The organism is Pseudomonas sp. MUP55 (assembly GCF_034043515.1).
In the GTDB taxonomy this organism is placed as follows: Bacteria; Pseudomonadota; Gammaproteobacteria; order Pseudomonadales; family Pseudomonadaceae; genus Aquipseudomonas.
Window position 1 is genome coordinate 5,626,813 of record NZ_CP138214.1, and the last position, 26,305, is coordinate 5,653,117.

The 26,305-nt window shown below is 59.7% G+C and carries 25 protein-coding genes; 11 read left to right on the forward strand and 14 right to left on the reverse strand.

Annotated features, from left to right (window positions below; translation table 11 throughout):
* Positions 1–161: 161 nt before the first annotated feature.
* Positions 162–1,526 (reverse strand): aspartate aminotransferase family protein, encoded by a 1,365-nt coding sequence (locus SC318_RS25470; protein ID WP_320428905.1) that lies wholly within the window; start codon positions 1,524–1,526, stop codon positions 162–164.
* Positions 1,527–1,584: 58 nt separating this feature from the next.
* Positions 1,585–2,943 (reverse strand): glutamine synthetase family protein, encoded by a 1,359-nt coding sequence (locus tag SC318_RS25475; protein WP_057014226.1) that lies wholly within the window; start codon positions 2,941–2,943, stop codon positions 1,585–1,587.
* A 609-nt stretch (positions 2,944–3,552) separates the two neighbouring features.
* Between SC318_RS25475 and SC318_RS25480 the strand changes: the two genes are divergently transcribed.
* Together SC318_RS25480 and SC318_RS25485 are read left to right on the forward strand one after the other, a co-directional pair.
* On the forward strand, positions 3,553–4,929 hold the full coding sequence (locus SC318_RS25480) for a glutamine synthetase family protein (protein ID WP_003213894.1): 1,377 nt from the start codon (positions 3,553–3,555) through the stop codon (positions 4,927–4,929).
* A 228-nt stretch (positions 4,930–5,157) separates the two neighbouring features.
* Positions 5,158–5,793 (forward strand): TetR/AcrR family transcriptional regulator, encoded by a 636-nt coding sequence (locus SC318_RS25485; protein WP_320428906.1) that lies wholly within the window; start codon positions 5,158–5,160, stop codon positions 5,791–5,793.
* 255 nt (positions 5,794–6,048) lie between these two features.
* Here the strand turns inward: SC318_RS25485 and SC318_RS25490 are convergent, their stop codons facing one another.
* The 8 genes from SC318_RS25490 to SC318_RS25525 all read right to left on the reverse strand — a co-directional run bounded on the left by SC318_RS25490 (position 6,049) and on the right by SC318_RS25525 (position 13,401).
* Positions 6,049–6,264, reverse strand: coding sequence for a TOBE domain-containing protein (locus SC318_RS25490; RefSeq protein WP_003176783.1), 216 nt, complete (start codon positions 6,262–6,264; stop codon positions 6,049–6,051).
* A 105-nt stretch (positions 6,265–6,369) separates the two neighbouring features.
* Positions 6,370–7,176, reverse strand: coding sequence for an aliphatic sulfonates ABC transporter ATP-binding protein (ssuB, locus tag SC318_RS25495; RefSeq protein WP_306490785.1), 807 nt, complete (start codon positions 7,174–7,176; stop codon positions 6,370–6,372).
* Positions 7,173–7,961 (reverse strand): aliphatic sulfonate ABC transporter permease SsuC, encoded by a 789-nt coding sequence (gene ssuC, locus SC318_RS25500; RefSeq protein ID WP_124388663.1) that lies wholly within the window; start codon positions 7,959–7,961, stop codon positions 7,173–7,175. Before ssuC ends, ssuB begins: the two co-directional genes overlap by 4 nt.
* A gap of 9 nt (positions 7,962–7,970) precedes the next feature.
* On the reverse strand, positions 7,971–9,119 hold the full coding sequence (gene ssuD / locus SC318_RS25505; RefSeq protein WP_124388664.1) for an FMNH2-dependent alkanesulfonate monooxygenase: 1,149 nt from the start codon (positions 9,117–9,119) through the stop codon (positions 7,971–7,973).
* Between the two features lie 25 nt (positions 9,120–9,144).
* Positions 9,145–10,113, reverse strand: coding sequence for a sulfonate ABC transporter substrate-binding protein (locus SC318_RS25510; RefSeq protein ID WP_124388665.1), 969 nt, complete (start codon positions 10,111–10,113; stop codon positions 9,145–9,147).
* A 95-nt stretch (positions 10,114–10,208) separates the two neighbouring features.
* Positions 10,209–10,802: an NADPH-dependent FMN reductase gene (ssuE, locus tag SC318_RS25515; protein ID WP_306490786.1), complete on the reverse strand. Its 594-nt coding sequence runs from the start codon at positions 10,800–10,802 to the stop codon at positions 10,209–10,211.
* Between the two features lie 313 nt (positions 10,803–11,115).
* Positions 11,116–11,754: a peroxiredoxin gene (locus SC318_RS25520; protein ID WP_078050628.1), complete on the reverse strand. Its 639-nt coding sequence runs from the start codon at positions 11,752–11,754 to the stop codon at positions 11,116–11,118.
* Positions 11,755–12,027: 273 nt separating this feature from the next.
* Complete coding sequence (locus SC318_RS25525) at positions 12,028–13,401, reverse strand: OprD family porin (protein ID WP_320428907.1); 1,374 nt, start codon at positions 13,399–13,401, stop codon at positions 12,028–12,030.
* A gap of 370 nt (positions 13,402–13,771) precedes the next feature.
* Here SC318_RS25525 and tauA point away from each other — a divergent pair, with 370 nt between their 5' ends.
* The gene (gene tauA / locus SC318_RS25530) at positions 13,772–14,758 is read left to right on the forward strand and encodes a taurine ABC transporter substrate-binding protein (RefSeq protein WP_320428908.1); all 987 of its coding nucleotides are present in this window, start codon (positions 13,772–13,774) and stop codon (positions 14,756–14,758) included.
* A gap of 123 nt (positions 14,759–14,881) precedes the next feature.
* Here the strand turns inward: tauA and argA are convergent, their stop codons facing one another.
* Together argA and argE are read right to left on the reverse strand one after the other, a co-directional pair.
* On the reverse strand, positions 14,882–16,180 hold the full coding sequence (argA, locus tag SC318_RS25535) for an amino-acid N-acetyltransferase (protein ID WP_320428909.1): 1,299 nt from the start codon (positions 16,178–16,180) through the stop codon (positions 14,882–14,884).
* 136 nt (positions 16,181–16,316) lie between these two features.
* The gene (gene argE, locus SC318_RS25540) at positions 16,317–17,465 is read right to left on the reverse strand and encodes an acetylornithine deacetylase (RefSeq protein WP_320428910.1); all 1,149 of its coding nucleotides are present in this window, start codon (positions 17,463–17,465) and stop codon (positions 16,317–16,319) included.
* Positions 17,466–17,622: 157 nt separating this feature from the next.
* Between argE and SC318_RS25545 the strand changes: the two genes are divergently transcribed.
* Positions 17,623–18,990, forward strand: coding sequence for a CYTH domain-containing protein (locus SC318_RS25545; RefSeq protein WP_320428911.1), 1,368 nt, complete (start codon positions 17,623–17,625; stop codon positions 18,988–18,990).
* 102 nt (positions 18,991–19,092) lie between these two features.
* Here SC318_RS25545 and SC318_RS25550 read toward each other — a convergent pair whose 3' ends face one another.
* Complete coding sequence (locus SC318_RS25550) at positions 19,093–19,563, reverse strand: Lrp/AsnC family transcriptional regulator (protein ID WP_043046970.1); 471 nt, start codon at positions 19,561–19,563, stop codon at positions 19,093–19,095.
* 127 nt (positions 19,564–19,690) lie between these two features.
* Here SC318_RS25550 and SC318_RS25555 point away from each other — a divergent pair, with 127 nt between their 5' ends.
* The 7 genes from SC318_RS25555 (at position 19,691) to SC318_RS25585 (ending at position 25,810) form a co-directional block, all read left to right on the forward strand.
* Positions 19,691–20,029, forward strand: coding sequence for an ACT-like domain-containing protein (locus tag SC318_RS25555; RefSeq protein WP_320428912.1), 339 nt, complete (start codon positions 19,691–19,693; stop codon positions 20,027–20,029).
* Between the two features lie 80 nt (positions 20,030–20,109).
* A complete protein-coding gene (locus tag SC318_RS25560; protein WP_320428913.1) occupies positions 20,110–21,795 on the forward strand; it encodes a GspE/PulE family protein in 1,686 nt (561 codons plus the stop codon).
* 77 nt (positions 21,796–21,872) lie between these two features.
* Positions 21,873–22,793 carry an SPFH domain-containing protein gene (locus tag SC318_RS25565; RefSeq protein WP_320428914.1) on the forward strand — a complete coding sequence of 307 codons (921 nt, stop codon included), beginning with the start codon at positions 21,873–21,875 and terminating at the stop codon, positions 22,791–22,793.
* A gap of 10 nt (positions 22,794–22,803) precedes the next feature.
* A complete protein-coding gene (locus SC318_RS25570; RefSeq protein ID WP_320428915.1) occupies positions 22,804–23,250 on the forward strand; it encodes an NfeD family protein in 447 nt (148 codons plus the stop codon).
* Positions 23,251–23,318: 68 nt separating this feature from the next.
* On the forward strand, positions 23,319–23,636 hold the full coding sequence (locus tag SC318_RS25575) for a DUF2388 domain-containing protein (protein ID WP_027608386.1): 318 nt from the start codon (positions 23,319–23,321) through the stop codon (positions 23,634–23,636).
* 216 nt (positions 23,637–23,852) lie between these two features.
* Positions 23,853–24,524: an outer membrane protein gene (locus SC318_RS25580; protein WP_320428916.1), complete on the forward strand. Its 672-nt coding sequence runs from the start codon at positions 23,853–23,855 to the stop codon at positions 24,522–24,524.
* A gap of 143 nt (positions 24,525–24,667) precedes the next feature.
* Positions 24,668–25,810, forward strand: coding sequence for a DegT/DnrJ/EryC1/StrS family aminotransferase (locus tag SC318_RS25585; RefSeq protein WP_320428917.1), 1,143 nt, complete (start codon positions 24,668–24,670; stop codon positions 25,808–25,810).
* A 110-nt stretch (positions 25,811–25,920) separates the two neighbouring features.
* On the opposite strand, the gene gcvH is transcribed toward SC318_RS25585, so the two are convergent.
* Positions 25,921–26,304 (reverse strand): glycine cleavage system protein GcvH, encoded by a 384-nt coding sequence (gene gcvH, locus SC318_RS25590; protein ID WP_320428918.1) that lies wholly within the window; start codon positions 26,302–26,304, stop codon positions 25,921–25,923.
* Between the last annotated feature and the right edge of the window lies 1 nt (position 26,305).

Consider the following 26,305-nt stretch of genomic DNA (forward strand, 5'->3'; position numbering starts at 1 on the left):
TTTTCTTTTTTGGGCCGCAAGTTGTAGGTGTTTCGGGCCCAGCCAAAGGGCAACAAAACAGGACGACAGTCTGGCAAGTTCGGGGGCCCGCTTTCAACCGGCCCCCACATTTATCTACACAGTCGCAGCCACCGAAAGCCGCTGCGCACTGAGCCTAGCACTTAGCCCTGCAATGCCGCCAAGGTCAGGTCCAGGCACTGGCGGGCCTTGGACACCAGTTCGTCGATTTCTGCCTGGCTGATCACCAGCGGCGGTGAAATGATCATGGTGTCGCCCACGGCGCGCATGATCAGGCCATTCTCGAAGCAGAACGTGCGGCAGATCATGCCGGCGCCCTTCCCTTCGTAACGCTTGCGCGTGGCCTTGTCCTGCACCAGCTCGATCGCACCGAGCATGCCCACACCGCGTACTTCGCCCACCAGCGGATGGTCCGCCAGTTCCCGCAGACGTTTCTGCAAATACGGTGCCGTTTCGTCGTGTACACGGTTAACGATTTTTTCTTCGCGCAGGATGCGGATGTTTTCCAGGGCCACCGCTGCTGCCACCGGGTGCCCGGAGTAGGTGAAGCCGTGGTTGAAATCGCCGCCTTCGTTGAGCACAGCCACCACATCGTCATGCACGATCAGGCCGCCCATGGGCACGTAGCCCGAGGTCAGGCCCTTGGCGATGGTCATCATGTGTGGTTTGAGGTCGTAGAAGTCGCTGCCGAACCACTCGCCGGTGCGGCCGAAACCGCAGATCACTTCGTCGGCGACAAACAGGATGTCGTACTTGGCGAGGATTTCCTTGATGCGCGGCCAGTAGCTGTCGGGCGGCACGATCACACCGCCAGCGCCCTGGATCGGCTCGGCAATAAAGGCACCGACGTTGTCCACGCCCAGTTCCAGGATCTTCTCTTCCAGCTGGTTGGCGGCCCAGACACCGAATTCTTCGGGGCTCATGTCGCCGCCTTCGCCAAACCAGTAAGGCTGGGCGATGTGGGTGATGCCTGGAATCGGCAAATCGCCCTGCTCATGCATATAGGTCATGCCGCCCAGGCTGGCGCCGGCCACGGTGGAGCCGTGGTAGCCATTCTTGCGGCTGATGATGGTTTTCTTGTTGGGCTGGCCTTTGATCGCCCAGTAGTGGCGGACCATGCGCAACATGGTGTCGTTGCCTTCGGAGCCGGAACCGGTGAAGAACACATGGTTCATGCCAGCGGGTGCGACGTCGGAAATGACTTTGGCCAGTTCGAGTACCGGCGGGTGAGCGGTCTGGAAGAACAGGTTGTAGTACGGCAGTTCTTTCATCTGCCTGGCGGCGGCGTCAGCCAGTTCGTCGCGACCGTAACCGATCGCCACGCACCAAAGGCCAGCCATGCCGTCGAGGATCTTGTTGCCTTCGCTGTCCCACAGGTAAACGCCGTGGGCTTTGGTGATGATCCTTGGGCCTTTCTCTTTCAATTGCTTGAAATCGCTGAACGGCGCCAGGTGGTGATCATTGCTCAAGGCTTGCCATTCACGGGTTTGCGGGTTGTTGCTGGACATACCGATCTCCTAGACTTTTTCAGTGAGGGCGCGCCGTGTGAACGACGCGCCCGGCGCATCAGACGGCGAAGAGCAGGAATTCCCGCTCCCACGAACTGATCACGCGCTTGAAGTTTTCATGCTCGGCCCGCTTGACCGCGACATAGCCTGTGATGAATTTCTGCCCCAGGTATTTCTCGATGGTCTTGCTGTTTTCCATGCGTTCCAGCGCGTCCTCGATGGTCAACGGCAGGCGCAGATTGCGTCGCTCGTAGCCACGGCCCACCACGGGGGCGCTCGGGTTATGGCCTTCGACCATGCCGATGTAGCCACACAGCAGGCTGGCGGCAATCGCCAGGTACGGGTTGGCATCGGCGCCCGGCAAGCGGTTTTCCACGCGGCGGTTCTGCGGGCCGGCATCCGGTACGCGCAGGCCCACGGTGCGGTTTTCTTCGCCCCACTCCACGTTCACCGGCGCCGAGGTGTCGGGCAGGAAGCGGCGGAATGAATTCACGTTGGGGGCGAATAAAGGCAGCAATTCGGGGATGAATTTCTGCAGGCCGCCAATGTGGTTGAGGAACAGCTGGCTCATGGTCCCGTCTTCATTGGAGAAGACGTTCTTGCCGGTGGCGATGTCGATGATGCTCTGGTGCAGGTGCATCGCACTGCCGGGCTCACCGGTCATCGGCTTGGCCATGAAGGTGGCGGCCACGTTGTGCTTGAGCGCGGCCTCACGCATGGTGCGCTTGAACACCAGGATCTGGTCGGCCAGGGACAGTGCATCGCCGTGACGGAAATTGATTTCCATCTGTGCGGTGCCGTCTTCGTGGATCAGCGTGTCGAGGTCCAGCTCCTGCAGTTCGCACCAGTCGTAGACGTCTTCGAACAGTGGGTCGAATTCGTTGGCAGCTTCTATAGAGAAGGACTGGCGACCGGTCTCAGGGCGGCCGGAGCGGCCAATCGGCGGTTGCAGCGGGAAGTCCGGGTCTTCGCAGCGCTTGGTCAGGTAGAACTCCATCTCCGGCGCCACGATGGGCTGCCAGCCGCGGTCGGCGTAGAGCTTGAGGACTTTCTTGAGCACGTTGCGCGGCGACAGCTCGATCGGGTTGCCTTGCTTGTCGTAGGTGTCGTGGATCACTTGGGCGGTCGGCTCGATGGCCCAGGGCACCAGAAACACCGCGTTCTGGTCGGGGCGGCAGATCATGTCGATGTCGGCCGGGTCGAGCAATTCGTAATAGATGTCGTCTTCGACATAGTCGCCGGTTACGGTCTGCAGCAGCACGCTTTCGGGCAGGCGCATGCCTTTTTCGGCGATGAACTTGTTGGTCGGCGAGATCTTGCCCCGGGTGATGCCGGTGAGGTCGCCAATCATGCATTCGACTTCTGTGATCTTGTGGTCTTTCAACCAATCGGTGAGCTGGTCGAGGTTGTTACTCATAAATGCCTCTGGGCTGGGTTTCCTGGCATCCATTAAAAAGCCAGGCGTTGGTTGACGCAGCATCCGCGTCGTTTGTTCACTCAGGGTAGGAGCTTACCTGCCATTTGCCCAAGGGTTGCATTCCTCACGCCAAACTTGTGCAGAATCATGAGCAGCACCCTGCATCGGCGCGGCGCAGCTGCACATTCGAGACAAACGGAGGGGGAAAAAGAAGGGCGGCCCAAGCGTCAAGAATATTGGCCGGTTTGCAGGCATGCACGCTGCAAGGAGAAACGGATGACACAGCCTGACAGAAGCAGGCCAAGACGCCGGATGGCGGCAGGCGAGACATGAAGCACCCCGGTATTATTGCTGTTATGGGTTTGAATCGAGCTTAGCCTTGTTCATTTTTTTACACAACACCCCCGTAAAAAATACAACACGGCCCGCTCAAGCCTGCAGGTCCCAAGACCCTCAAACCCAAAAAACCGCCCCAAAAAGCCCCAAAAAAGGCGCCGTGGCGCTTTTTTAGGGCAAAAAAGGCCTCGCTTGACTTCGGCATGCCGTTCGGGTTGACTGAAACCAGAAAAGATCAATGATTGATATTTTTAACAACAAAGGTGTTGCATCATGTCGGTACCCCCGCGTGCCGTTCAGCTTAACGAAGCGAACGCGTTCCTTAAGGATCATCCTGAGGTTCTGTACGTAGACCTTCTAATTGCGGATATGAATGGTGTGGTGCGCGGCAAGCGCATCGAACGCACCAGCCTCCACAAGGTTTACGAGAAGGGCATTAACCTGCCTGCCTCTTTATTTGCCCTGGATATCAACGGCTCTACGGTGGAAAGCACCGGCCTGGGCCTGGATATCGGTGATGCTGACCGAATCTGCTATCCAATCCCCGACACCCTGTGCAATGAGCCCTGGCAAAAGCGCCCAACCGCGCAATTGCTGATGACCATGCACGAACTGGAAGGTGAGCCGTTCTTCGCCGATCCTCGCGAAGTGCTACGGCAAGTGGTGAGCAAGTTCGACGACCTCGGCCTGACCATCTGCGCTGCCTTCGAGCTTGAGTTCTACCTGATCGACCAGGAGAACGTGAACGGCCGGCCGCAACCGCCCCGCTCGCCGATTTCAGGCAAGCGCCCGCATTCGACACAGGTCTACCTGATCGACGACCTCGACGAATACGTCGACTGCCTCCAGGACATTCTGGAAGGTGCCAAAGAGCAAGGCATCCCGGCCGACGCCATCGTCAAGGAAAGTGCCCCGGCGCAGTTCGAAGTGAACCTGCACCACGTCGCCGACCCGATCAAGGCATGCGATTACGCGGTACTGCTCAAGCGCCTGATCAAGAACATCGCCTACGACCATGAGATGGATACCACCTTCATGGCCAAGCCTTACCCAGGCCAGGCAGGCAACGGTTTGCACGTACACATCTCCATTCTGGACAAGGACGGCAAGAACATCTTTGCCAGCGAGGATCCCGAGCAGAACGCCGCATTGCGTCATGCGATCGGCGGTGTGCTCGAGACCCTGCCCGCCCAAATGGCGTTCCTGTGCCCCAACGTCAACTCCTACCGTCGTTTCGGCGCACAGTTCTACGTGCCGAACTCGCCGTGCTGGGGCCTGGACAACCGCACCGTGGCGATTCGCGTACCGACCGGCTCGTCCGATGCGGTGCGTATCGAACACCGCGTGGCCGGTGCCGACGCCAACCCTTACCTGCTGATGGCTTCGGTCCTGGCGGGTGTGCACCACGGTCTGACCAACAAGATCGAACCGGGTGCGCCAGTGGAAGGCAACAGCTACGAGCAGAACGAACAGAGCCTGCCGAACAACCTGCGCGATGCCCTGCGCGAGTTGGACGACAGCGAGGTGATGGCCAAGTACATCGATCCTAAATACATCGATATCTTCGTCGCCTGTAAGGAAAGTGAGCTGGAGGAGTTCGAACACTCCATCTCCGACCTTGAGTACAACTGGTACCTGCATACCGTTTAAGCGGTTGCTGCAAAAAAGAACGCCGCAGAGCTTATGGCCTGCGGCGTTTTTTATGGCTTTTCCGGTACACCGGGTTGGCCTCATCGGGGGCAAGCCCCCTCCCACATTTGACTGCATTCCAAAGTCGGAACTCGGTCAAGTGTGGGAGGGGGCTTGCCCCCGATGGCGTCTGGGCAGACAACACACCTTCCTGCTCATACAATGCCCGCTGCCCTGTAGGAGACTTCCATGCCACCCCGCCCCGCCGCCCCTCGCAAACCACGTGCCCGCAGCCAGGCCCGGATCGACGCGATCCTGGACGCTGCCCGTGCCTTGCTGGCGACCGAAGGCGTGGCCGGTTTGTCGATTTACAGCGTGGCCGAACGCGCGCAGATTCCGCCATCGTCGGTGTACCATTTTTTCGCCAGCGTGCCGGCGTTGCTGCAAGCCTTGACGGCTGATGTGCACGCGGCCTTTCGTGCGGCCATACAGGCGCCCATCGCGCATGATTCACTCCAGACGTGGCGCGACCTGTCCTGCATCGTCGAGCAGCGCATGCTCAGCATCTACAGCAACGACGCCGCTGCCCGCCAGTTGATCCTGGCCCAGCATGGGCTGACCGAAGTCACCCAGGCGGATCGCCAGCATGACCTGGAACTGGGAGTGCTGATGCTGGAGGTGTTCAACCGCCACTTCGACGTGCCCAGCCTGCCGAACGATGTGGATGTATTTGCCCTGGCACTGGAACTGAGCGACCGCGTGTACGCGCGTTCGGTGCATCAGCATGGGCAGATTACGCCGCGTATGGCGCAGGAAGGGATGCGGGTGTTTGATGCGTATGTGGGGCTTTATTTGCCTGCTTATCTGCCCAGGCGTTGCCTATGATCGTTCCCACGTTCTGCGTGGAAATGCATCTCCGGACGCTCCGCGTCCGGCCTTGAAAGCGTGACGCAGAGCGTCACAAGAGGGCTTTCCCACGCGGAGCGTGGGAACGATCAGTTACCTGGCCGAGCGGTGAGACTTTTGGTGGTTGGGCCGGCCTCATCGGGGGGCAAGCCCCCTCCCACACTTTGAATGTATTCACAGATCCAAAGGTGGGAGGTGGCTTGCCCCCGATGACGGCCTCAAGAGCGACGTCCATTACAACTTGGCAATCGACACCTCAGTCGACTTCACAAAAGCAATCACTTCACTGCCAATCACCAGTTCCAGCTCTTTGACCGAGCGCGTGGTGATCACTGAAGTGACGATGCCCGAGGCGGTCTGCACGTCGATTTCCGACAACACGTCGCCCACCACGATTTCCTTGATGGTGCCTTTGAACTGGTTACGCACGTTGATGGCTTTGATAGTCATACGATTTCTCCTCGAGTCGAAATAGCGGCAAGTGGTCAGCTACAAGCTGCAAGTAAAAGCACGGGCTTTTCGCTTGCAGCTTCAAGCTTGAAGCCTGCCGCTGCTTTATTGTGCCCAACGCAATTGCGTCGGCAGCGGTGAAACAGGTTCGGGTTCCGGCGGTGAGCCGGGCAGCGACAGCACACGGTTGAGCACTTCGGCTTCCAGCGCAGCCAGGCGATGTGAGCCACGAGCGCGGGGGCGTGGCAGGTCGACACTGAGGTCCAGGCCGATTTCGCCGTCTTCGATCAGGATGACGCGATCGGCAATCGCCACGGCTTCACTGACGTCATGGGTGACCAGCAGCACGGTAAAGCCGTGTTTCTGCCAAAGGTTTTCGATCAGTTGCTGCATCTCGATCCGTGTCAGGGCATCCAGCGCACCCAGCGGTTCGTCAAGCAACAGCAGACGCGGCTGGTGAATCAAGGCGCGGGCCAGGGCGACGCGTTGCTTCTGGCCACCGGACAACGCCGCCGGCCACTCATCGGCGCGCTCGGCCAGGCCGACGGCCTCCAAAGCCTCCAAGGCCTTGGGACGCCAGTTGCCCTTGAGGCCCAGGCCGACGTTGTCGATGATCTTTTTCCACGGCAGCAGGCGCGCTTCCTGGAACATCAGCCGCGTGTCTTCGATCGCCTCATGCAGCGGCGCGGAGCCTGCCAGCAGCTCGCCGCCGCTGGCTTTGTCCAGACCCGCCAACAAGCGCAGCAAGGTACTTTTGCCACAGCCGCTGCGGCCGACCACGGCCACGAACTGCCCGGCCGGGATATGCAAATCGATTTCCTTGAGCACTTCGCGAGCGCCGAAGGACTTGCGCAACTTGCGCACCGCCAGGGGGATGCCCTTGAGCAGGCGCGGGGGTTGTTGAGCCGTCATGCCGCACCTCCCTTATTCACTTGATATGCCGGGTGCCAGCGCAGCCACACCCGCTCCAGGCCGCGCGCCGCCAGGTCGGCCAGCTTGCCGAGGATCGCGTACATCACGATGGCCAGCACCACCACGTCGGTTTGCAGGAACTCGCGGGCATTCATCGCCAGGTAACCGATGCCGGAGCTGGCCGAGATGGTTTCCGCCACGATCAGCGTCAACCACATGAAGCCCAGGGCAAAGCGCACGCCCACCAGGATCGACGGCAATGCGCCCGGCAGGATCACTTGCCAGAACAGGCTGAAGCCGGACAACCCGTAGCTGCGCGACATTTCCACCAGTGCCGGGTCGACGTTGCGGATGCCGTGGTAGGTGTTCAGATAAATCGGGAACAACGTGCCCAGGGCCACCAGGAAAATTTTCGCGGTCTCGTCAATCCCGAACCACAGGATCACCAGGGGAATCAGCGCCAGGTGCGGCACGTTGCGGATCATCTGTACCGAGCTGTCCAGCAAACGCTCGCCCCACTTCGACAGGCCGGTGATAAAGCCCAGCGCCAGGCCGATGCTGCCACCGATCACAAAGCCCAGGCCCGCGCGCCAGCCACTGATCGCCAGGTGCGTCCAGATTTCGCCGCTGCGGATCAGGTTGATGCCGGCCTCGATGACCGCGCTGGGCGCCGGCAGAATACGCGTCGACAACCAACCTGCCGTCACCGACAGCTGCCACACCGCCAGCAATAGGATCGGCAGCACCCAGGGCGCCACGCGATGACTGAATTTTTCCAGGTTCATAGCGCCGCCTCAGCTCTGCGATGCAGCTTTGGGAAGAATGTCGTTGGCCACCATCTCGCCGAATGGGCTGACGTAGCCGGCGCCTTTGGGCAGCTCAGGACGTTCGATATCCAGGTGAGGGAACAGCAACTCGGCAACCCGATACGACTCTTCCAGGTGTGGGTAACCCGAGAAGATAAAGGTGTCGATGCCCAGGTCCGCGTATTCCTTGACCCGCGCCGCAACCGTTGGGCCATCGCCCACCAGTGCAGTCCCCGCGCCGCCGCGCACCAGGCCGACCCCGGCCCACAGGTTGGGGCTGACTTCCAGGTTGTCGCGGCTGCCGCCATGCAAGGCCGCCATGCGCTGCTGGCCCACCGAATCGAAGCGCGCCAGGGACGCCTGGGCGCGAGCGATGGTGTCGTCGTCCAGGTGGGAGATGAGTTTATCGGCGGCCTTCCAGGCCTCCTCGTTGGTTTCACGCACGATCACATGCAGGCGAATGCCGAAGCGCAGGGTGCGTCCGAGCTTGGCGGCCTTGGCCCGCACCTGTTCGATTTTTTCCGCCACCGCGGCCGGTGGTTCGCCCCAGGTCAGCACCATTTCCACCTGCTCGGCCGCCAGGTCCTGGGCAGCTTCGGAGGAACCGCCGAAGTACAGCGGCGGGCGCGGCTGCTGGACCGGCGGGTAGAGCAACTTGGCGCCTTTGACGCTGATGTGCTCGCCGTCGTAATCCACGGTCTCGCCTTCGAGCACGCGACGCCAGATGCGGGTGAATTCCACCGACGCCTGATAGCGTTCTTCATGGCTCAGAAACAAGCCGTCGCCGGCCAGTTCTTCCGGGTCACCGCCGGTCACCAGGTTGAACAGCGCGCGGCCACCGGAGAGGCGGTCCAGGGTCGCCGCCTGGCGCGCGGCCACCGTCGGGGAAATGATCCCGGGGCGCAGCGCGACTAGGAATTTCAAACGCTGGGTCACGGGAATCAGCGAGGCGGCCACCAACCAGGAGTCTTCGCAGGAGCGCCCGGTAGGGATCAACACCCCACCGAAGCCCAGACGATCAGCAGCCTGGGCCACTTGTTGCAGGTAACCGTGATCGACGGCGCGAGCGCCTTCGGCGGTGCCAAGGTAATGGCCGTCGCCGTGGGTAGGCAGGAACCAGAAAATATTGAGGCTCATGGAGTTGTCTCCTGAAGAAGTCGGATTACGGCGCTTTGGCAACAGCGGCGGGTGGGGTCCAGATCACGTCCTTGATACTCAAGGGCTTGGGAATCAATTTGAGCTGGTAGAAGCTGTCGGCGATTTTCTGCTGGGCAGCGACCACTTCAGGCGTCAGGAACAGCGCGCCGTAGCCCTGGCGTTTCACCGAGGTCAGGGTGATGTCCGCCGGCAGGCCGAGCAGCGGCGCGACCTGGTCAGTCACTTCCTGCGGGTTGGCCTTGGACCATTCGCCCACGGCGCGCACTTCCTCCACCAGCGCCTTGATCACTTCGGGGTGCTGTTCGGCGTAGGGCTTGGTGGCCAGGTAGAACTGATGGTTGTCGGCGATGCCGGTGCCGTCACGCAGGGTGCGCGCTTGCAGTTGTTTCTCGGCGGCGGCCTGGTACGGGTCCCAGATCACCCAGGCGTCCACACTGCCGCGCTCGAAAGCGGCGCGGGCATCGGCGGGCGGCAGGAACACGGTTTTCACGTCGGTGTAGGCTAGGCCGGCATCTTCCAGCGCACGCACCAGCAGGTAGTGCACGTTGGAGCCTTTGTTCAGCACGATTTTCTTGCCCTTGAGCTCGGCCACCGATTTGATCGTCGAATCCTTCGGCACCAGGATCGCTTCACTGGTCGGCGCGGGCGGCTCATACGCCACGTACAGCAAGTCGGCACCGGCGGCCTGGGCAAACACCGGTGGAGTTTCACCGGTGACGCCAAAATCGATGGAGCCGACGTTCAGGCCCTCCAGCAATTGCGGGCCACCGGGGAATTCAGTCCATTGCACCTGCACGCCCTGGGCAGCCAGGCGTTTTTCCAGGGTGCCCTTGGCCTTGAGCAGCACCAGCGTGCCGTATTTCTGATAACCGATGCGCAGGGTCTCGGCGGCGTGGGCTTGAACGATGGCGCCGAAGGACACAGCCGCAGCAAACAGTGCGACCAGACCGCGACGCAAAATGACAGTGCGCATGGCGCTCTCTCCAAATATGCGATTAGGGTTTTGGCTGCACCTGCTTGGCCGTTGGCGGCTGAGTAAGGTGAGTGTTTCCAGATGTCGGGTAAGGCTTAAATGCTCCAGCGAGCACTCAACAAGCGTTCATTCAATACGTGCGGGTCCAGCGGTTTCGGGCGGCGGGCCATGGCGCTGTAGAACTGCTCCAGGGCTTCGTGCAAACGCTGTTCAAGCACCGGCACCAATTGCGCCTGGGCACTGCCTTCGCCATAGGCGATCTGGCTGTCTTCGGCAAAAATCCCATGCAGTAATTCCTGCGCCTTCAACGCCGACAACACCGGTTTGAGGGCGTAATCCACCGCCAGCATGTGGGCGATGCTACCGCCGGTGGCCATCGGCAAGACCACCTTGTGGGCCAGGGCGCGCTCGGGCAGCAGGTCGAGGACCGTCTTCAAGGCACCGGAGAACGACGCCTTGTACACCGGCGTGGCGATCACCAGGCCATCGGCATTCGCCACTTGCTGCAACAAATCGATGACCTTGGGGCTGTCGAAGCGCGCATGCAGCAGGTCCTCGGCCGGAAAGTCGCGGATCTGGTAACTCACCACTTCCACGCCCTGGGCCTGCAGCCATTGACGGGTTTTCTCCAGCAAGACCCCGGAACGGGAACGCTGACTGGGGCTGCCTCCAAGTGTTACGACCAGCATGCAAGTATTCCTTGAGCAAGTGTCGGCGGTTCGCTGTGTAACGATGACGCCAAGATGGAACAGACCTTAGCAGCAGATTTATATATCTTTAAATCTTATTTATTCATTTGTTTATTCTTTAAATGCATATGCGAATGATGAATCGTCAGACGAAAAAAAAGGCCGTAAAAACGGCCTGAAAACCCCTGCTTGTGTGCTTGAAATGCGCTCAACCTGTGGGAGGGGGCTTGCCCCCGATAGCGGTGGGTCAGAAAAGTATTTGGTACTGACGCACCGCCATCGGGAGCAAGCCCCCTCCCACATGAGTACTGTGTTAACGATTGGGTTGTGGCGTAAGCCGCAGGTATGGCTTCACTGCCCGATAGCCCTTCGGAAAGCGTTTCTTGATCTCGTCCTCATCCTTGAGCGACGGCACGATTACCACTTCATCGCCGTCCTGCCAGTTGGCCGGGGTGGCGACCTTATGGTTGTCGGTCAGTTGCAGCGAGTCGATCACCCGCAGGATTTCATGGAAGTTACGCCCGGTACTGGCCGGGTAGGTGATGGTCAGACGGATCTTCTTGTTCGGGTCGATCACGAACAAGGAGCGCACGGTGAGGGTGTCACTGGCGTTCGGGTGGATCAGGTCGTAGAGGTCCGACACCTTGCGATCGGCATCGGCCAGGATCGGGAAATTGACGACAGTATTCTGGGTTTCGTTGATGTCTTCGATCCACTTGTGGTGCGAGTCCACGGGGTCAACCGACAAGGCGATGGCCTTGACGCCACGCTGGGCGAACTCGTCCTTGAGCTTGGCGGTAAAGCCCAGCTCTGTGGTGCACACCGGGGTGAAGTCCGCCGGATGGGAAAACAGCACACCCCAGCTATCGCCCAGCCATTCGTGGAAACGAATCTTGCCGGCGCTGGAATCCTGTTCGAAGTCGGGGGCGATGTCGCCCAGTCTTAGGCTCATGGTGTGGCTCCTGATGAGTGCTTATGGAGCCCACTGTGCATGGATCGTGGATAATTTAAAAAGAATAAATATCGATTTATCTAGACGATAAAGGAATATTAAAAATCTGTTCATTGGACTTGGGGACGAGCGAGGATCAACATCGTTTTCAAGGTTCGAGAAGGCCTTGAGACGCTGTAAAAAAGAGGGTTCAGGAAGGGCTTGCGGGGGTTGAGCCCGACTTGAAAAGCAACACACCTTGCCCGGCATTGCGCCGGGCAAGGTTTTAAGCAGTTACTTGAACGCGTAGGTGTAGCTGACGATTACACGGTTTTCGTCCTGATCGCGCGCGGCAGCGACATCGTTGCGCCACATTGCGTTTTTCCAGGCAACACCGACGTTTTTGAACACGCCCTCTGGAACAACGTAAGCAACAGTAATGTCACGTTCCCACTCGGACTGGCCGGTGAACTCGGCACGGCTGCCGTTGACGGTGTCGATGTCGGTACCTTTGAGGTACACAACACCAGCGGTCAGGCCAGGCACGCCAACCTTGGCGAAGTCGTAGGAGTAGCGAGCTTGCCAGGTACGTTCGCCAGCACGGGCGAACTTGGCGATTTGCATGTCAGTGGTCAGGTAAGCCGACGAGCCGTCACCCTGGTTCAACCAAGGGAAATCGCTGCTGCCGTTGCTCACCTGGTAACCACCACCGAAGGTGTGACCGGCGACGGTGTAGAGGAACAGACCGCTGTACAGGTTGTTGTCAACCTTGCCACGACCGGAGTTCACACCGCTGTAGTTGCCCGAGGAGAAGTAAGCGGACTCGTGGCCGTTCTTACCGTCATCGGAGCTGTTGAAGTAACGCAGGTCGGATTTCAGTACGCCAGGACCGATGGCCCAGTTATGGGTCAGGCCCAGGAAGTGCTGCTTGTAGAAGTCTTCCAGGTTGCCGTAGTAGTACTGGGCAGTCAGGTCTTTGGTGATCTTGTAGTCACCACCGGCGTAGTAGAACTTGTTGCTGTCACGCCAGTTTGCGCCACGGGAGTTGGCACCAGAGATCGACAGGTTGTCGACGTTGCTGGAGTTACGGCCCTTGGCTTTTTCGATCTGACCGGCAACCAGCGTCAGGTCTTTGTTGAGATCGTTACTGGTGATCTGGCCACCCTGGAAGGTCTGCGGCAGCAGACGACCATCGTTGGTCACGATAACCGGCAGCTTGGGCTGCAAGGTACCCAGCTTCAGTTCAGTCTGGGAGATCTTGGCTTTGGCAGTCAGGCCCAGGCTCGAGTAGTTATCAACGGCTTCGCCATTGGACTTGCTCGGGAACACGGTGCCGCCGTAGGAGCTGGCCGTGGCGCCGTTGGTGCCGCCGCCGGAATCCAGGCGAACACCCAGCAGGCCGATAGCGTCCAGACCGAAACCTACGGTGCCTTGGGTGTAACCGGAGATGAAGCGCAGGTCAAAGCCCTGGCCCCATTCTTCTTGCTTGTTTTGTACACCGGCGCGCTTGTTGGCTGCAGTACCTGCGGCCGAATCGCGGTTGTCGGTGTTGATGTAGAAGTTACGCAGACCCAGCGTTACCTTACTGTCATCGATGAAACCGGCAGCGCCTGCTTGCTGGGCGATTGCGCCCAACGCTACAGCCACAGCCAAGGTGGACTTCTTCATGTACCGCTCCTCTCATTTCTAATTTTTGTATTTCTTTGGTCTTGGGTCTGACGCCCTCGATCCACAGATGCGCGATTAGCGCCAGATAGTGACTACCAAGTCAATCGTAACCTTGTATGTCTACTACCTTCGTCTAACCGCAGTCGATTTGGTCCCTGCAGGGTAATGAGTTTTTCATACACCCAAAAAGAATTGTTTCATTCTTTTTCATACCATTCAGGAATAAGCGCATTCACAAAACCGGCTGGCCTGGTTAGACGAACCGTTCCATAAGCTAATTCCTAAAGGGTATTTATTGCTGCTTTTTTAGATCGATTAGTGTTGACGTTCGGTTGCATACGTCACTCACGATCAAAAAGGCGACGCCATCATGGCCAAACGCACATCCTCCCGTCAATTTGTTACAGTTTTTGTATCGGTATTACTTTCTTTTGGTGTCAACGCAGCCGACCTGACTGTCGGCTACCAGACCGGCATCGACCCCAGCAAAGTCCCCCAGGCCGACGGCCTTTACGAAAAAGCCATCGGCGAGAAAATCGATTGGCGCCGGTTCAACAGTGGCCCGGAAGTGGTCACGGCCATCGCATCCGGCGATGTGCAAATCGGTAACCTCGGCTCCAGCCCGCTCGCGGCGGCCGCTTCACGCAACCTACCGATTGTGGCTTTTATCGTATCGGCACAAATCAACGCTTCTGAAGCCCTGGTGGTGCGTAACGGCAGCGGTATCGAAAAACCCGCCGACCTGATCGGCAAGACCATCGCCACGCCGTTCGTCTCCACCTCTCATTACAGCCTGCTGGGCGCACTCAAGCATTGGGGGCTGGACACCAAGCAAGTCAAAGTCGTGAACCTGCAACCGGCTGAAATCGCAGCCGCGTGGAAACGTGGCGATATCGACGGCGCGTTCGTGTGGTCACCGGCCCTCGGCGAAATCCGCAAGACCGGCAAAACCCTGACAGACGCGGCGCAGGTGGGTCAGTGGGGTGCGCCCACCTTCGAGGTGTGGGTGGCGCGCAAGGATTTCGCGGAAAAACATCCTGACGTAGTGGCCAGGTTTGCCAAGGTGACACTGGACGCTTTTGCCGACTACGCCGCCCATAAGGACAGCTGGACGGTGGATTCAGAACCGGTCCAGAAAATCGCCAAATTGACAGGCGCAAACGCCACCGACATTCCCGAATTGCTGGCTGGCAGTACTTTCCCCGACGCACAGGCGCAACAGAGCGAAGCGCTGCTCAAGGGTGGCACCGCGAAGGCGATTGGGGAGACGGCGAAGTTCCTGAAGGAGCAAGGCAAGGTCGAAACGGTGCTGTCGGACTATTCGGCTTTCGTGACTGACAAATTCATCAAAGACTGAATGCAGTTAAATGTGGGAGGGGGCTTGCCCCCGATTGCGGTTTGTCAGCGACTTGTTAGTTAACTGACCCACTGCTATCGGGGGCAAGCCCCCTCCCACATTTGAATGCGTGTGGATTGGGGACTATAAGGACTTCTCGAAAATCTTCGAGTTGCGCTGATAGTTGTACAGCGACGCCCGCGCCGACGGCAGGCGGTCCACGCTGCTGGGCACAAAGCCGCGCTCACGGAACCAGTGGGCGGTGCGGGTGGTGAGGACGAACAAGGTCTTCAAGCCCTGGGCCCGGGCACGGGTTTGGATACGCTCAAGCAACACATCGCCACGGGCACCATGGCGGTATTCCGGGTTCACCGCCAGACACGCCAACTCACCCGCATCCGAATCGGCGATTTGATACAACGCCGCACAGGCGATGATCATGCCTTCACGTTCCACCACGCTGAACTGCTCGATCTCACGCTCGAGCACTTCGCGGGAGCGACGCACCAGGATGCCCTGCTCTTCCAGCGGGCTGATCAGGTCGAGCAAACCGCCGACGTCTTCAATCGCCGCTTCGCGCACCAGTTCGAATTGCTCCTGGGCGACCAGCGTACCGCCGCCGTCGCGGGTGAACAGTTCGGTGAGCAAGGCGCCGTCTTCGGCGTAGCTCACAATATGGCTGCGCCCTACGCCACCACGGCAGGCTTGGGCCGCGGCATCGAGCAGCTCCGCCTGATAGTTGCTGCCCAGGCGCTGCAGGTGCGCCGGTACTTGTTGCGGACGCAACTCACGCACCAGTCGACCGTTCTCATCGATCAGGCCCAGGTCGGCGCCGAACAGCAGCAATTTGTCGGCACCCAGGTCGATGGCGGCACGGGTGGCGACGTCTTCGCAGGCCAGGTTGAAAATCTCACCGGTGGGCGAATACCCCAATGGCGACAGCAAGACGATGGAGCGCTCGTCCAGCAAACGGTTGATGCCCTTGCGGTCGACCCGGCGTACTTCGCCGGTGTGGTGATAGTCCACGCCTTCGAGCACACCGATTGGCCGCGCGGTCACCAGGTTGCCGCTGGCCACCCGCAGACGCGAGCCCTGCATGGGCGACGAGGCCATGTCCATGGACAGGCGCGCTTCGATGGCGATACGCAAGTGCCCCACCGCATCGATCACACACTCAAGTGTCGCCGCATCGGTAATGCGCAAGCCTTCGTGATAAGCCGGGGTCAGGCCGCGGGCTTCAAGGCGTGCTTCAATTTGCGGACGCGAGCCGTGCACCAGCACCAGCCGCACCCCCAGGCTGTGCAGCAGCACCAGGTCGTGAACGATATTGCCGAAGTTGGGGTGTTCCACACCATCGCCGGGCAGCATGACCACAAAGGTGCAGTCGCGGTGAGCGTTGATGTAGGGCGAAGCGTGACGAAGCCAATTAACGTATTCGGGCATAACACCTGGGCCTGTAATAAAAAGCAGCCAAAAAAGGATCAATCGTGAAAGCGCACAGCGGGCTGATGGTTATCGTCGGAACAGGCTTGGCGACACGCTCACTCTCCTTTGTATGTACGAACAGGCAGGGGTTAATTTATGCAGGTTTCAGGCAGTAATGTTCGATCAGTTCCCGCAATAGACGCACTGTAGGCGCCAAGCGTGACATTTCGAGGTATTCGCCCGGCTGGTGCGCACACGCGATATCGCCAGGGCCGAGCACCAGGGTTTCACAACCAAGGCGCTGAAGATAAGGCGCTTCGGTGCCGAACGCCACTGCTTCGGCACGATGGCCGGTCAAACGTTCCGCCACCCGCACCAACTCGGCGTCTTCGGGTTGCTCGAAGGGCGGTACTTCCGGAAACAGCGGTGCGTAATCGATCTTGACCTTGTGCCGCTCGGCCAGCGGTTCGAGTTTTTGCCGAATGGCGGCGCGCAGCACCTCGGGGTCCATGTCCGGCAAAGGCCGCAGGTCAAACTCCAGGGAGCATTGGCCGCAGATGCGGTTGGGGTTGTCGCCGCCGTGGATGCAGCCAAAATTCAGGGTCGGCTGTGGCACGCTGAATTGCGGGTTGCGGTATTCGCGCTGCCAGGCAAGGCGCAGGCCGCGAAGTTCGCCGATGGCGTCGTGCATGGCTTCCAGGGCGCTATGGCCCAGGCTTGGGTCCGACGAATGGCCGCTGCGGCCAAGGATGTCGATGCGTTCCATCATCACGCCTTTGTGCAGCCGGATCGGCTTGAGCCCGGTGGGTTCACCAATCACCGCCGCCCGGCCCAACGGCCGCCCTGCTTCGGCCAATGCGCGAGCGCCGGACATGGAGCTTTCTTCATCGCAGGTGGCGAGGATGAGCAACGGTTGCTTGAACGGTTGGTCGAGCAGCGGCAGCACCGCTTCTATCGCCAGCGCAAAAAAACCTTTCATGTCGCAACTGCCCAATCCTACCCAGCGGCCGTCGACTTCCGTCAGCTTGAGCGGATCGGTTTTCCACAGCGCCGCGTCGTAGGGCACCGTGTCGCTATGGCCAGCCAGCACCAGGCCACCAGGGCCACTGCCGAAACTTGCCAACAGGTTGAACTTGCCGGGGCTGACCTGCTGGATGTCGATGGTGAAGCCCAGGTCGCCCAGCCAGGTGGCGAGCAGGTCGATCACCGGGCGGTTGGTCTGGTCGAGGGACGCTTGAGTGCAACTGACCGACGGCGCGGCAATCAGCGCGGCGAACTGCTCTTTCATGGACGGTAACGGCATGCGCGGTCTCCAACTTCCCGGATGAACCCCACTATAGAGCCATCTGCACGACACAATAAACCGTTGCGGCGCGTTGCCGGGCTCAGTCCTGTACACTGCACGACCTTGGCAGCCACACTTTTCCCCGGCTGCGCTCCCGATCCTGGATTTTCCGGCCATGCAGAAAGAAACCGAAATCAAGCTACGCGTCAGCCGCGAAACACTCGCCGCGCTGCGTGAGCACCCGCTACTGAAAAAACGCAACAAAAGTGGCTGGGAACGCCGTGAGTTGATGAACCAGTACTTCGACACCCCCGAACGCGACCTGGCCCAGGCCAAGGTGGCCCTGCGCTTGCGCAAGGACGGTGACGACATCATCCAGACCCTCAAGACCCGCGGCCAGAGCGTCGCCGGCTTGTCGGAACGTAACGAATACAACTGGGAACTGCCCAAAGCCAAGCTCGACGTGAAGAAACTCGACGGCGAGTGCTGGCCCGAGCAACTGGCGGAACTGGACAAGAAGACCCTCAAGCCGATCTTTACTACCGACTTCGTGCGCGAACGCGCCGAAATCGCCTGGGGTCGCGGCAAGGCCAAAGTGGTGATCGAAGCCGCCCTGGACCTGGGCCATGTGGTGGTCGGCAAGCAGAAAGAAGAAATCTGCGAGCTGGAACTGGAACTGCGCGAAGGCGAACCGGCCGCTCTGCTGGAACTGGCCGCCGAGCTGGCTGCGACCCTGGCGCTGATGCCGTGCGATATCAGCAAGGCTGAACGTGGCTATCGCCTGCATGACGCCAGCAGCTATTCCTTGAGCCTGCCGGCACCGCAGGTCCACGCCGAAATGCCGTTGGACGATGCCTTCGCCGCGATCATGTGGCACCTGCTGGGCAGCAGCCAGCGCCTGGCCGAACAATATCGTTTCAGTGGCCACTGGCGCCTGCTGCAGGACTGGGTCGAGACCCTTGGCGAGCTGCGCGCCCTGATCGGCAGCCTCGGCCAGGCCGCACCGCGTCAGTCCACGAGCGAATTGCGCAGTGCCCTGGATGCGTTGCTGGAAGACTGGCGTCCGCTGGTCCAGGCCGGTGACGACGATGAAGACATTCGCAAAGCCGCACCTGAACAGTTCGTTGAAGAACTGCAGGACGTGCGCTGGGGCCTGTTCTCCCTGAACACCTCACGCTGGCTGTTGGCCCGCGCCTGGACCGCCGAGCGCAACGTGCGTGGCAACCGTCAGGGTGGCGCGCAGATCACCAACTGGCTGCCGCGCCTGCTGGCCGACGACGCCGTCGCCCTGCAACTGCAGCGCTACCAGCAACAGCCGGAAGACCTGGCCGAGCAACTGCCGCGTATCGAGCGCATCCAGGCCTGGCTGCACCATGCGCGTCACGTGGTCGATATCCCGGAACTGGACCGTCTGTACGGTGAACTGAACAAGTTGGCGCATCTGGCTAACCAGCCGATTACCGATGAGTCGCTGGATGCGCGGATGCATCAGGCGATTGCGGTTTATCAGAATCGTGCCTGGAAGATGCTTCTGCGCCTGTAAGATCGCCATCGGGGACAAGCCCCCTCCCACCTATAACTGCATTCCAAAGTTGGAACTCGGTCAACTGTGGGAGGGGGCTTGCCCCCGATGAGGCCGGACCTGCTAGCGCAACACTGGCAGGCTGGTGGTAGATTTGATCTCAGACAACGCCACAATCGAATTGACCTCCTGAATCCCCGGCACCATCGACAACTTGTCGAAGAAAAACCGCTCGTACGCCTCGATGTCTGACGCAACAATGCGCAACAGAAAGTCCACTGCCCCCATCAGCACATAACACTCCAACACTTCCGGAAAACCCCGAATCGCTTCGGTGAACTCGGTGAAGTTGGACCGCCCGTGGGCGTTGAGTTTGACCTCGGCGAAAATCTGCGTGTTGAGACCGATTTTCTTGCGGTCCAGCAACGTGACTTGGCCACGGATCACACCCTCCTCCTTGAGCCGCTGAATACGCCGCCAGCACGGTGACTGCGAGAGGCCGACCTGCTCGGCAATCTGTGCGCTGGAGAGCGAAGCGTCCTCCTGCAGCAGGGCCAGGATGCGGCGGTCGTATACGTCCAGCTCGCTGTGCATATAAAAACCTCTTTACCCGGATAAGTTGAATTGTATGATTCGATTATTCGCTATATGAGCTGATTTTAGATAAGAAATCTCGGGTCACGAATGTAAAAATTTCTCCAGTCAAATCTGGAGAATCAGCATGCACGCCGTCGAAACCGTTCACTGCGTTGCCCGCGTCGATGCGTGGGCCGTCGATAGCCTTCACTGCGAGATGCAGTATCAGATCATTGCGCAGGCGGAACCGGACGTGCTGTGCCGGGTGCTGAATTACTTCGCGCTGCAATTTCTGACGCCCAAACAAGTCAGCGTGAACAGGGAAGACGACCTGTTTTGCATCGATATCTTGATTGATGGCCTGAGCTGCCACCGCGCCCAGGTGATCGGTGAAAAATTTCGAAACCTGATCAGCGTGTGCTCCGTGGAGTTGTCGCTGGTAGATAGCGTGCGGCCTCAAGCCGTGGCGGCGGCGTCCAGGTAAAAGCCTGCAACACAGGCGCAAGGAGGATTCTCAGAGGCTGGCTAGGCTGGGATAACACCCGACGCTACCAGGAAACCCTCATGTCCGCTGTCCTGCAAGATCGCCCTCTGGAACTGCATCCGTTGCTGCCTGCATTGGTCGAGCAGCAACTGATTACAGCAGAGACGGCGCGACGGTTGTCGTCTGCGCCGAACAGCGCCCAACATCCCCTGGAGCGTATCGCCGCTGAAGGCCCGTGCCTGGAAACCTTGACCCAGTGGCTGGCCCGCCAGGTCGATCAGCCGTATCTACGCATCGATCCGCTGAAGATCGACGTCGCGACGGTGGTGCCGTTGATGTCTCACGCCTTCGCCCAGCGCCATGCCATCCTTGCAGTGGCCGTGGACGCCCGCAGCGTTACGGTGGCCAGTGCCCAGCCCCATGTCACTGGCTGGGAAGCCGGGCTTTCCCAGGTGCTCAAACGCTCGATCAAGCGTGTGGTGGCCAACCCCCAGGCCATCCAGCGCTGTATCAACGAGTTTTATCGGCTGGCCAAGTCAGTCAGCGGTGCGGATCAGAAAATGGCGGCGCCCGGTAATGTCGAACTGCTCAGCCTCGGCGCCGGCGACAAGGAGCCGGACGCCAATGACGCGCATATCGTCAATATCGTCGACTGGCTCTTGCAGTACGCCTTCGGTCAACGGGCCAGCGATATCCATATCGAACCTTGCCGGGAACAGGGCCGTGTGCGCTTTCGCATCGATGGGCTGCTGCATGACGTCTATCAATTTCCGCCGCAGGTCACCACCGCCGTGGTCAGCCGCCTCAAAAGCCTTGGCCGAATGAACGTGGCCGAGAAACGCAAACCCCAGGACGGCCGCATCAAGACCAGAACCCCGGCGGGCGCCGAAGTGGAGTTGCGCCTTTCGACCTTGCCCACCGCCTTTGGCGAGAAGCTGGTCATGCGTATTTTTGATCCTCAGGTGCTGCTCAAGGATTTCGACGAGCTGGGTTTGTCTGGCGACGATCAACAGCGCTGGCAGGCCATGACCCGGCAGGCCAACGGCATCATTCTGGTCACTGGCCCCACCGGCTCGGGCAAGACCAGCACGCTCTATACCACCCTCAAGCAACTGGCAACCCGCGAGGTCAACCTGTGCACGGTGGAAGACCCGATCGAAATGGTCGAGCCGGCCTTCAACCAGATGCAGGTGCAGCACAACATCGACCTGACCTTCGCCAGCGGTATCCGCGCGTTGCTGCGTCAGGACCCGGACATCATCATGATCGGCGAGATTCGTGACCAGGAAACCGCCGAAATGGCGATCCAGGCCGCGCTGACCGGGCACCTGGTGCTGTCGACCCTGCACACCAACGATGCGCCGAGCGCGATCAGCCGCTTGCAGGAGCTGGGTATCGCGCATTATTTGATCAAGGCGACTCTGATTGGCGTCATGGCACAACGCTTGGTGCGCGTGCTGTGTCCCCATTGCAAGCGCGCCGTGGCGCAAGCCTGCGAAGCCGTCGGCTGCGTGGAGTGCCGCGACAGTGGCTATCGAGGCAGAGCCGGGCTCTACGAAATCATGCGCCTGGACGAAACCCTCAAGGCGCTGATCACCCCCGGCGCGGACGTGCAGGCCTTGCGTCATGCGGCCCTTGGGCAAGGCATGCACAGCCTGCGGATGGCCGGCCTGCAAAAGGTGAAGGCCGGGCTGACGACAATGGCCGAAGTACTCAGGGTTACCCCTGGGGATTCAGAAACAAATCCTTTGTCTGTTGAGCACTGAAACCGTTCTTATCCGTGACGAGGCCGTTACAATCAGCCGAACCTCGTATCACTGACATCACCAGATAGGGAATCGCTATGCAGATCGGAACCGTACTGCTTCTTTTCGTGGGGTTGGCCATTGCCATCCTGTTCATGGGCTTCAAAGTAGTGCCCCAGGGCTACCAGTGGACAGTCGAGCGTTTCGGCCGCTATACCAACACCCTCAAGCCCGGTCTCAATATCATCATCCCGGTCATGGACCGCATCGGCCGCAAGATCAACGTGATGGAAAGCGTGCTGGATATCCCCCCTCAGGAAGTGATCACCGCTGACAACGCCACCGTGCAAATCGACGCTGTGTGCTTCTTCCAGGTGGTCAACACTGCCCAGGCCGCGTACGAGGTGAACAACCTCGAGCATGCCATCCGCAACTTGCTGCAAACCAATATCCGTACGGTACTCGGCTCCATGGAGCTGGATGCCATGCTCAGCCAGCGCGACGGTATCAACGAAAAACTGCTGCGCACCGTCGACGAAGCCACGGCGCCGTGGGGCATCAAGATCACCCGTATCGAAATCAAGGACATCAGCCCGCCCGCCGACCTGATGGCGGCCATGTCCGGGCAGATGAAAGCCGAGCGGATCAAGCGTGCCCAGATCCTGGAGGCCGAAGGCCTGCGAGCCTCGGCGATCCTCACCGCCGAAGGCAAGAAGCAGGCGCAGATCCTCGAGGCCGAGGGTAGCCGCCAGGCCGCCTTCCTTGAATCCGAAGCACGTGAGCGTCAGGCCGAGGCTGAAGCCCGCGCAACCCAGGTGGTGTCGCAAGCCATCGCATCGGGCAACGTGCAGGCAGTGAATTACTTCGTCGCGCAGAAATACATCGATGCGTTGGGCAAGCTCGCGTCAGCGAACAACAGCAAAGTGATCCTGATGCCGCTGGAGGCCAGCCAGGTGATTGGTGCCGTGGGCGGTATCGGTGAGATCGTCAAAGCGACTTTCGACAGCAAGAAAGGCTGAGGTCGCCGACATGTGGGATTTCCTTCAGCATCTATCGTTCTGGGACTGGTTGGCGCTGGGCACCGTGTTGTTGATTCTCGAGGTGTTCGGCGCTGGCGGTTACCTGTTGTGGATGGGTATCGCCGCAGCTGCCGTAGGGGTGATCAAGTTTATCGTCCCGCCCCTCGGGCTGGAGTGGCAACTGCTCTTGTTCGCCTTGTTGTCGATACTGACGGCGGTGTATTGGTGGAAACGCCAACGCAGCAGCACCAAGGCCAGCGACCAGCCCGGCCTGAACGAGCGCGGTTCAGAGCTGATCGGGCGCACCTTCGTGGTGCATCAGGCGATTGTGGACGGCCGAGGCAAGGTTAAAGTCGGCGATGGCGTATGGATGGTCACCGGTACCGATGCGCCTGTAGGCGCTCAAGTACGCGTGATTGGCCAGGATGGGGTGGTTTTAAAGGTTGAAACTGTTTAGTCAGTGATGGAACTGGATCAGGTTATCTACAATCAAAACGTACAGATAACCCACCGGAGTCACCCATCATGCGTCTTAAATATGCTGTCGCAACCCTCGCTGTGCTTTCCCTCCCTGTCGGCTCAGCCATGGCCGACAGCTTCTGGCGTAATGTCATCTCGTCGGGTGCCACCACCGGCTCGACGTACCTGACCTTCAAGGACCACAAGCTGGTCGTCGCCGCCCAGGACGATGCAGGCAGCTTCGTTGCCAGCGACGGCGGCATCCGCGGCCCATACCTGGAAGCCGCCATGCAGAAAGTCCGCGCCGACAACCCTGGTCTCCAGGCGACCGACATGGAATTGGCCAACGCGATCCTGGCAAAAAACGCCATTGCTGCCGAGTAAGATCGCTAGGTAAACGCTCAATAAAAAATGCCAGTCAGTGTTGCTGACTGGCATTTTTTTCATGCTGAATTCATTTGTCGACGGACATCACCCTGACAGCTCCTGTTTCCTACAGCCCACGTTAATGATCGAGCGCTAAAACCAGACTATTCCTGTTGGGCAGCCTGACCCGGAGCAACAAGCTATCAGCTCCGTTCATAGCCCACCGGTAAACCAATGATTACGCGAAAACTGTCTTCTGCCCTTCTGCTTGCCACATTCGCGGCACCTTTTGCCCAGGCAGACGGCTGGTATGGTTCGGCAAAACTCAACAGTGCCCGCCAGAACCTGTCCAGCGCGCTGCTGACCAGCCCTCGTGTCACCGACCGAGTCGAAGCCCCCGACAGCAGCAAAACCTTTACCGGCTCATTCGCCGTGGGCTACGCCTTTGCCGATGGCTGGCGCCTGGAAGGTGAATACACCACGCGCAGTAGCGCGACATTTGACTCCTACTGGGCGCCATTCAACGCCAACGTCAACCGCCTTGAGGTCGACAGCCAGCGCTTGATGCTCAACGGTTACAAAAACATCCCGATCAACGAGTGGCTGTCGTTCTACGGTATGGCGGGAGTGGGCATGGCGAAGATTGATGCCGAGGGCTTTCAGAGCAACCCCTCACGCCAGTTCGCCAGCAATACCCAATACAACTTCGCCTACAGCGTAGGCTTGGGACTGGACGCCAAGGTCAGCGAAAAGCTCACGCTGGGCACGGGCTGGCGTTATGTGGACATGGGCAAAGTCGAAACGGGTTACAACACTTTCGCCAACCGGATAAACGCCCGCGACGAGCAACTCAAAGGCCAACTCAAGGAGCAGAATGTGTTTCTCGAAGCCCGCCTGGCCTTCTGACACCGCAGGCAATGCCGCTGACACAGCGGCATTTTTTTGCCCGCAACATGACGTTTCGTTCACGCATGACAGGCTATATTCAGTCACACCGTGCAACCATGCGGTACTGAGTTCTCTTATCTGAAACGGATGCCTTCTTCGTCATGAGCCAACAGCCCTTCCTGCCGTTCTCCAAACCTACCATTGATGAAGCCACCATCTCGGCAGTCGGCGATGTGCTGCGCTCGGGCTGGATCACCAGCGGACCGAAGGTGCAGGCGTTCGAAGCGCAGTTGTCGGAATACTTTGGCGGCCGCCCGGTACGCACCTTCAACTCCGGCACCTGCACCATGGAGATTGCCCTGCGTATCGCCGGTATCGGGCCTGGAGATGAAGTCATCACCACGCCGATTTCCTGGGTTGCCACGGCGAACGTCATCCTCGAAGTGGGCGCCACCCCGGTGTTCGCCGATATCGACCCGGTGACCCGCAACATCGACCTGGCCCAGGTTGAAGCAGCGATTACTCCGCGCACCAAGGCGATCATCCCGGTCTACCTGGCCGGCTTGCCCCTGGACATGCCGATGCTTTATGCACTGGCCAACAAGTACAACCTGCGCATCGTCGAGGATGCCGCCCAGGCCCTGGGGTCCAGCTGGGACGGCGAACGCATCGGCGCTACCGGCGACTTCGTATCGTTCAGCTTCCAGGCCAACAAGAACATCACCTCATCGGAAGGCGGCTGCCTGGTGCTTAACAACGCCGAAGAAGCCCGCCTGGCCGAGAAATACCGCTTGCAGGGCGTTACCCGCAGCGGATTTGATGGCCTGGATGTGGACGTGTTGGGTGGCAAATTCAACATGACCGATATCGCGGCCACCATCGGCCTGGGTCAATTTGCCCACATCGAGAAGATCACTGCCCATCGCAAGAACCTGGCAAGGCACTACTTCGAATGCTTCGGCACTGATTTTGAACAACAGTACGGCGCCCAACTGCCGCCGGCGGACTTCGAGAACAGCAACTGGCACTTGTTCCAACTGGTATTGCCGGAGCGTCTGGACGGCTTGCCGGCCCGCGCCACCTTTATGGAGCAGATGCAGGCCCACGGCGTCGGCATTGGCTATCACTACCCGCCGATCCACCTGCTGAGCCTGTATCGGGCACAGGGGTTCAAGGACGGCATGTTCCCGGTTGCGGAGAAAGTGGGGCGTTTGATCGTGTCGTTGCCGATGTTTACGGCGATGACAGAGGCGGATGTAGAGCGAGCCGTGGCGGCGGTAAAAGCAGTATTGAAAGCAGACTGATCACCTGATGTGGGAGGGGGCTTGCCCCCGATGGCGGAGTGTCAGCCAATGCATCTTTGACTGAACCACCGCTGTCGGGAGCAAGCCCCCCTCCCACATGGGCCTTGCGTTTACTCGCCGATAGCGGCTTTGTAGCCGGCAGCGTCGAGCAGATTTTCCAGATCAGCCGGATTGTTTGGCTTGAGCTTGAAGATCCAGGCGCCGTACGGGTCAGAGTTCAACAGCTCCGGTTCACCGCTCAATGCCTCATTAACTTCGATCACTTCGCCAGCAACCGGCGAGTAGATATCCGAGGCGGCTTTCACCGATTCGACCACACCCGCTTGATCAGCGGCTAAAAGCACTTTGCCGACCTCAGCCAGTTCAACAAACACCACATCGCCCAAGGCTTCCTGTGCATGGTCGGAGATCCCGACAGTCACGGTGCCGTCGGCTTCCAGACGGGCCCACTCGTGACTTTTGGCAAAACGCAGGTCGGCAGGGATATTGCTCATA

Coding starts and splice junctions, on each gene's coding strand:
- SC318_RS25490 (WP_003176783.1), bottom strand. CDS start 6,264: ATGACTATCAAAGCCATCAACGTGCGTAACCAGTTCAAAGGCACCATC.
- SC318_RS25560 (WP_320428913.1), top strand. CDS start 20,110: ATGTCCGCTGTCCTGCAAGATCGCCCTCTGGAACTGCATCCGTTGCTG.
- SC318_RS25565 (WP_320428914.1), top strand. CDS start 21,873: ATGCAGATCGGAACCGTACTGCTTCTTTTCGTGGGGTTGGCCATTGCC.
- SC318_RS25485 (WP_320428906.1), top strand. CDS start 5,158: ATGCCACCCCGCCCCGCCGCCCCTCGCAAACCACGTGCCCGCAGCCAG.
- SC318_RS25545 (WP_320428911.1), top strand. CDS start 17,623: ATGCAGAAAGAAACCGAAATCAAGCTACGCGTCAGCCGCGAAACACTC.
- gcvH (WP_320428918.1), bottom strand. CDS start 26,304: ATGAGCAATATCCCTGCCGACCTGCGTTTTGCCAAAAGTCACGAGTGG.
- SC318_RS25580 (WP_320428916.1), top strand. CDS start 23,853: ATGATTACGCGAAAACTGTCTTCTGCCCTTCTGCTTGCCACATTCGCG.
- SC318_RS25570 (WP_320428915.1), top strand. CDS start 22,804: ATGTGGGATTTCCTTCAGCATCTATCGTTCTGGGACTGGTTGGCGCTG.
- SC318_RS25475 (WP_057014226.1), bottom strand. CDS start 2,943: ATGAGTAACAACCTCGACCAGCTCACCGATTGGTTGAAAGACCACAAG.
- SC318_RS25525 (WP_320428907.1), bottom strand. CDS start 13,401: ATGAAGAAGTCCACCTTGGCTGTGGCTGTAGCGTTGGGCGCAATCGCC.
- ssuD (WP_124388664.1), bottom strand. CDS start 9,119: ATGAGCCTCAATATTTTCTGGTTCCTGCCTACCCACGGCGACGGCCAT.
- SC318_RS25575 (WP_027608386.1), top strand. CDS start 23,319: ATGCGTCTTAAATATGCTGTCGCAACCCTCGCTGTGCTTTCCCTCCCT.
- ssuB (WP_306490785.1), bottom strand. CDS start 7,176: ATGACGGCTCAACAACCCCCGCGCCTGCTCAAGGGCATCCCCCTGGCG.
- SC318_RS25510 (WP_124388665.1), bottom strand. CDS start 10,113: ATGCGCACTGTCATTTTGCGTCGCGGTCTGGTCGCACTGTTTGCTGCG.
- ssuC (WP_124388663.1), bottom strand. CDS start 7,961: ATGAACCTGGAAAAATTCAGTCATCGCGTGGCGCCCTGGGTGCTGCCG.
- ssuE (WP_306490786.1), bottom strand. CDS start 10,802: ATGCTGGTCGTAACACTTGGAGGCAGCCCCAGTCAGCGTTCCCGTTCC.
- SC318_RS25585 (WP_320428917.1), top strand. CDS start 24,668: ATGAGCCAACAGCCCTTCCTGCCGTTCTCCAAACCTACCATTGATGAA.
- argA (WP_320428909.1), bottom strand. CDS start 16,180: ATGCCCGAATACGTTAATTGGCTTCGTCACGCTTCGCCCTACATCAAC.
- SC318_RS25555 (WP_320428912.1), top strand. CDS start 19,691: ATGCACGCCGTCGAAACCGTTCACTGCGTTGCCCGCGTCGATGCGTGG.
- SC318_RS25520 (WP_078050628.1), bottom strand. CDS start 11,754: ATGAGCCTAAGACTGGGCGACATCGCCCCCGACTTCGAACAGGATTCC.
- argE (WP_320428910.1), bottom strand. CDS start 17,465: ATGCCGTTACCGTCCATGAAAGAGCAGTTCGCCGCGCTGATTGCCGCG.
- SC318_RS25470 (WP_320428905.1), bottom strand. CDS start 1,526: ATGTCCAGCAACAACCCGCAAACCCGTGAATGGCAAGCCTTGAGCAAT.
- SC318_RS25480 (WP_003213894.1), top strand. CDS start 3,553: ATGTCGGTACCCCCGCGTGCCGTTCAGCTTAACGAAGCGAACGCGTTC.
- tauA (WP_320428908.1), top strand. CDS start 13,772: ATGGCCAAACGCACATCCTCCCGTCAATTTGTTACAGTTTTTGTATCG.
- SC318_RS25550 (WP_043046970.1), bottom strand. CDS start 19,563: ATGCACAGCGAGCTGGACGTATACGACCGCCGCATCCTGGCCCTGCTG.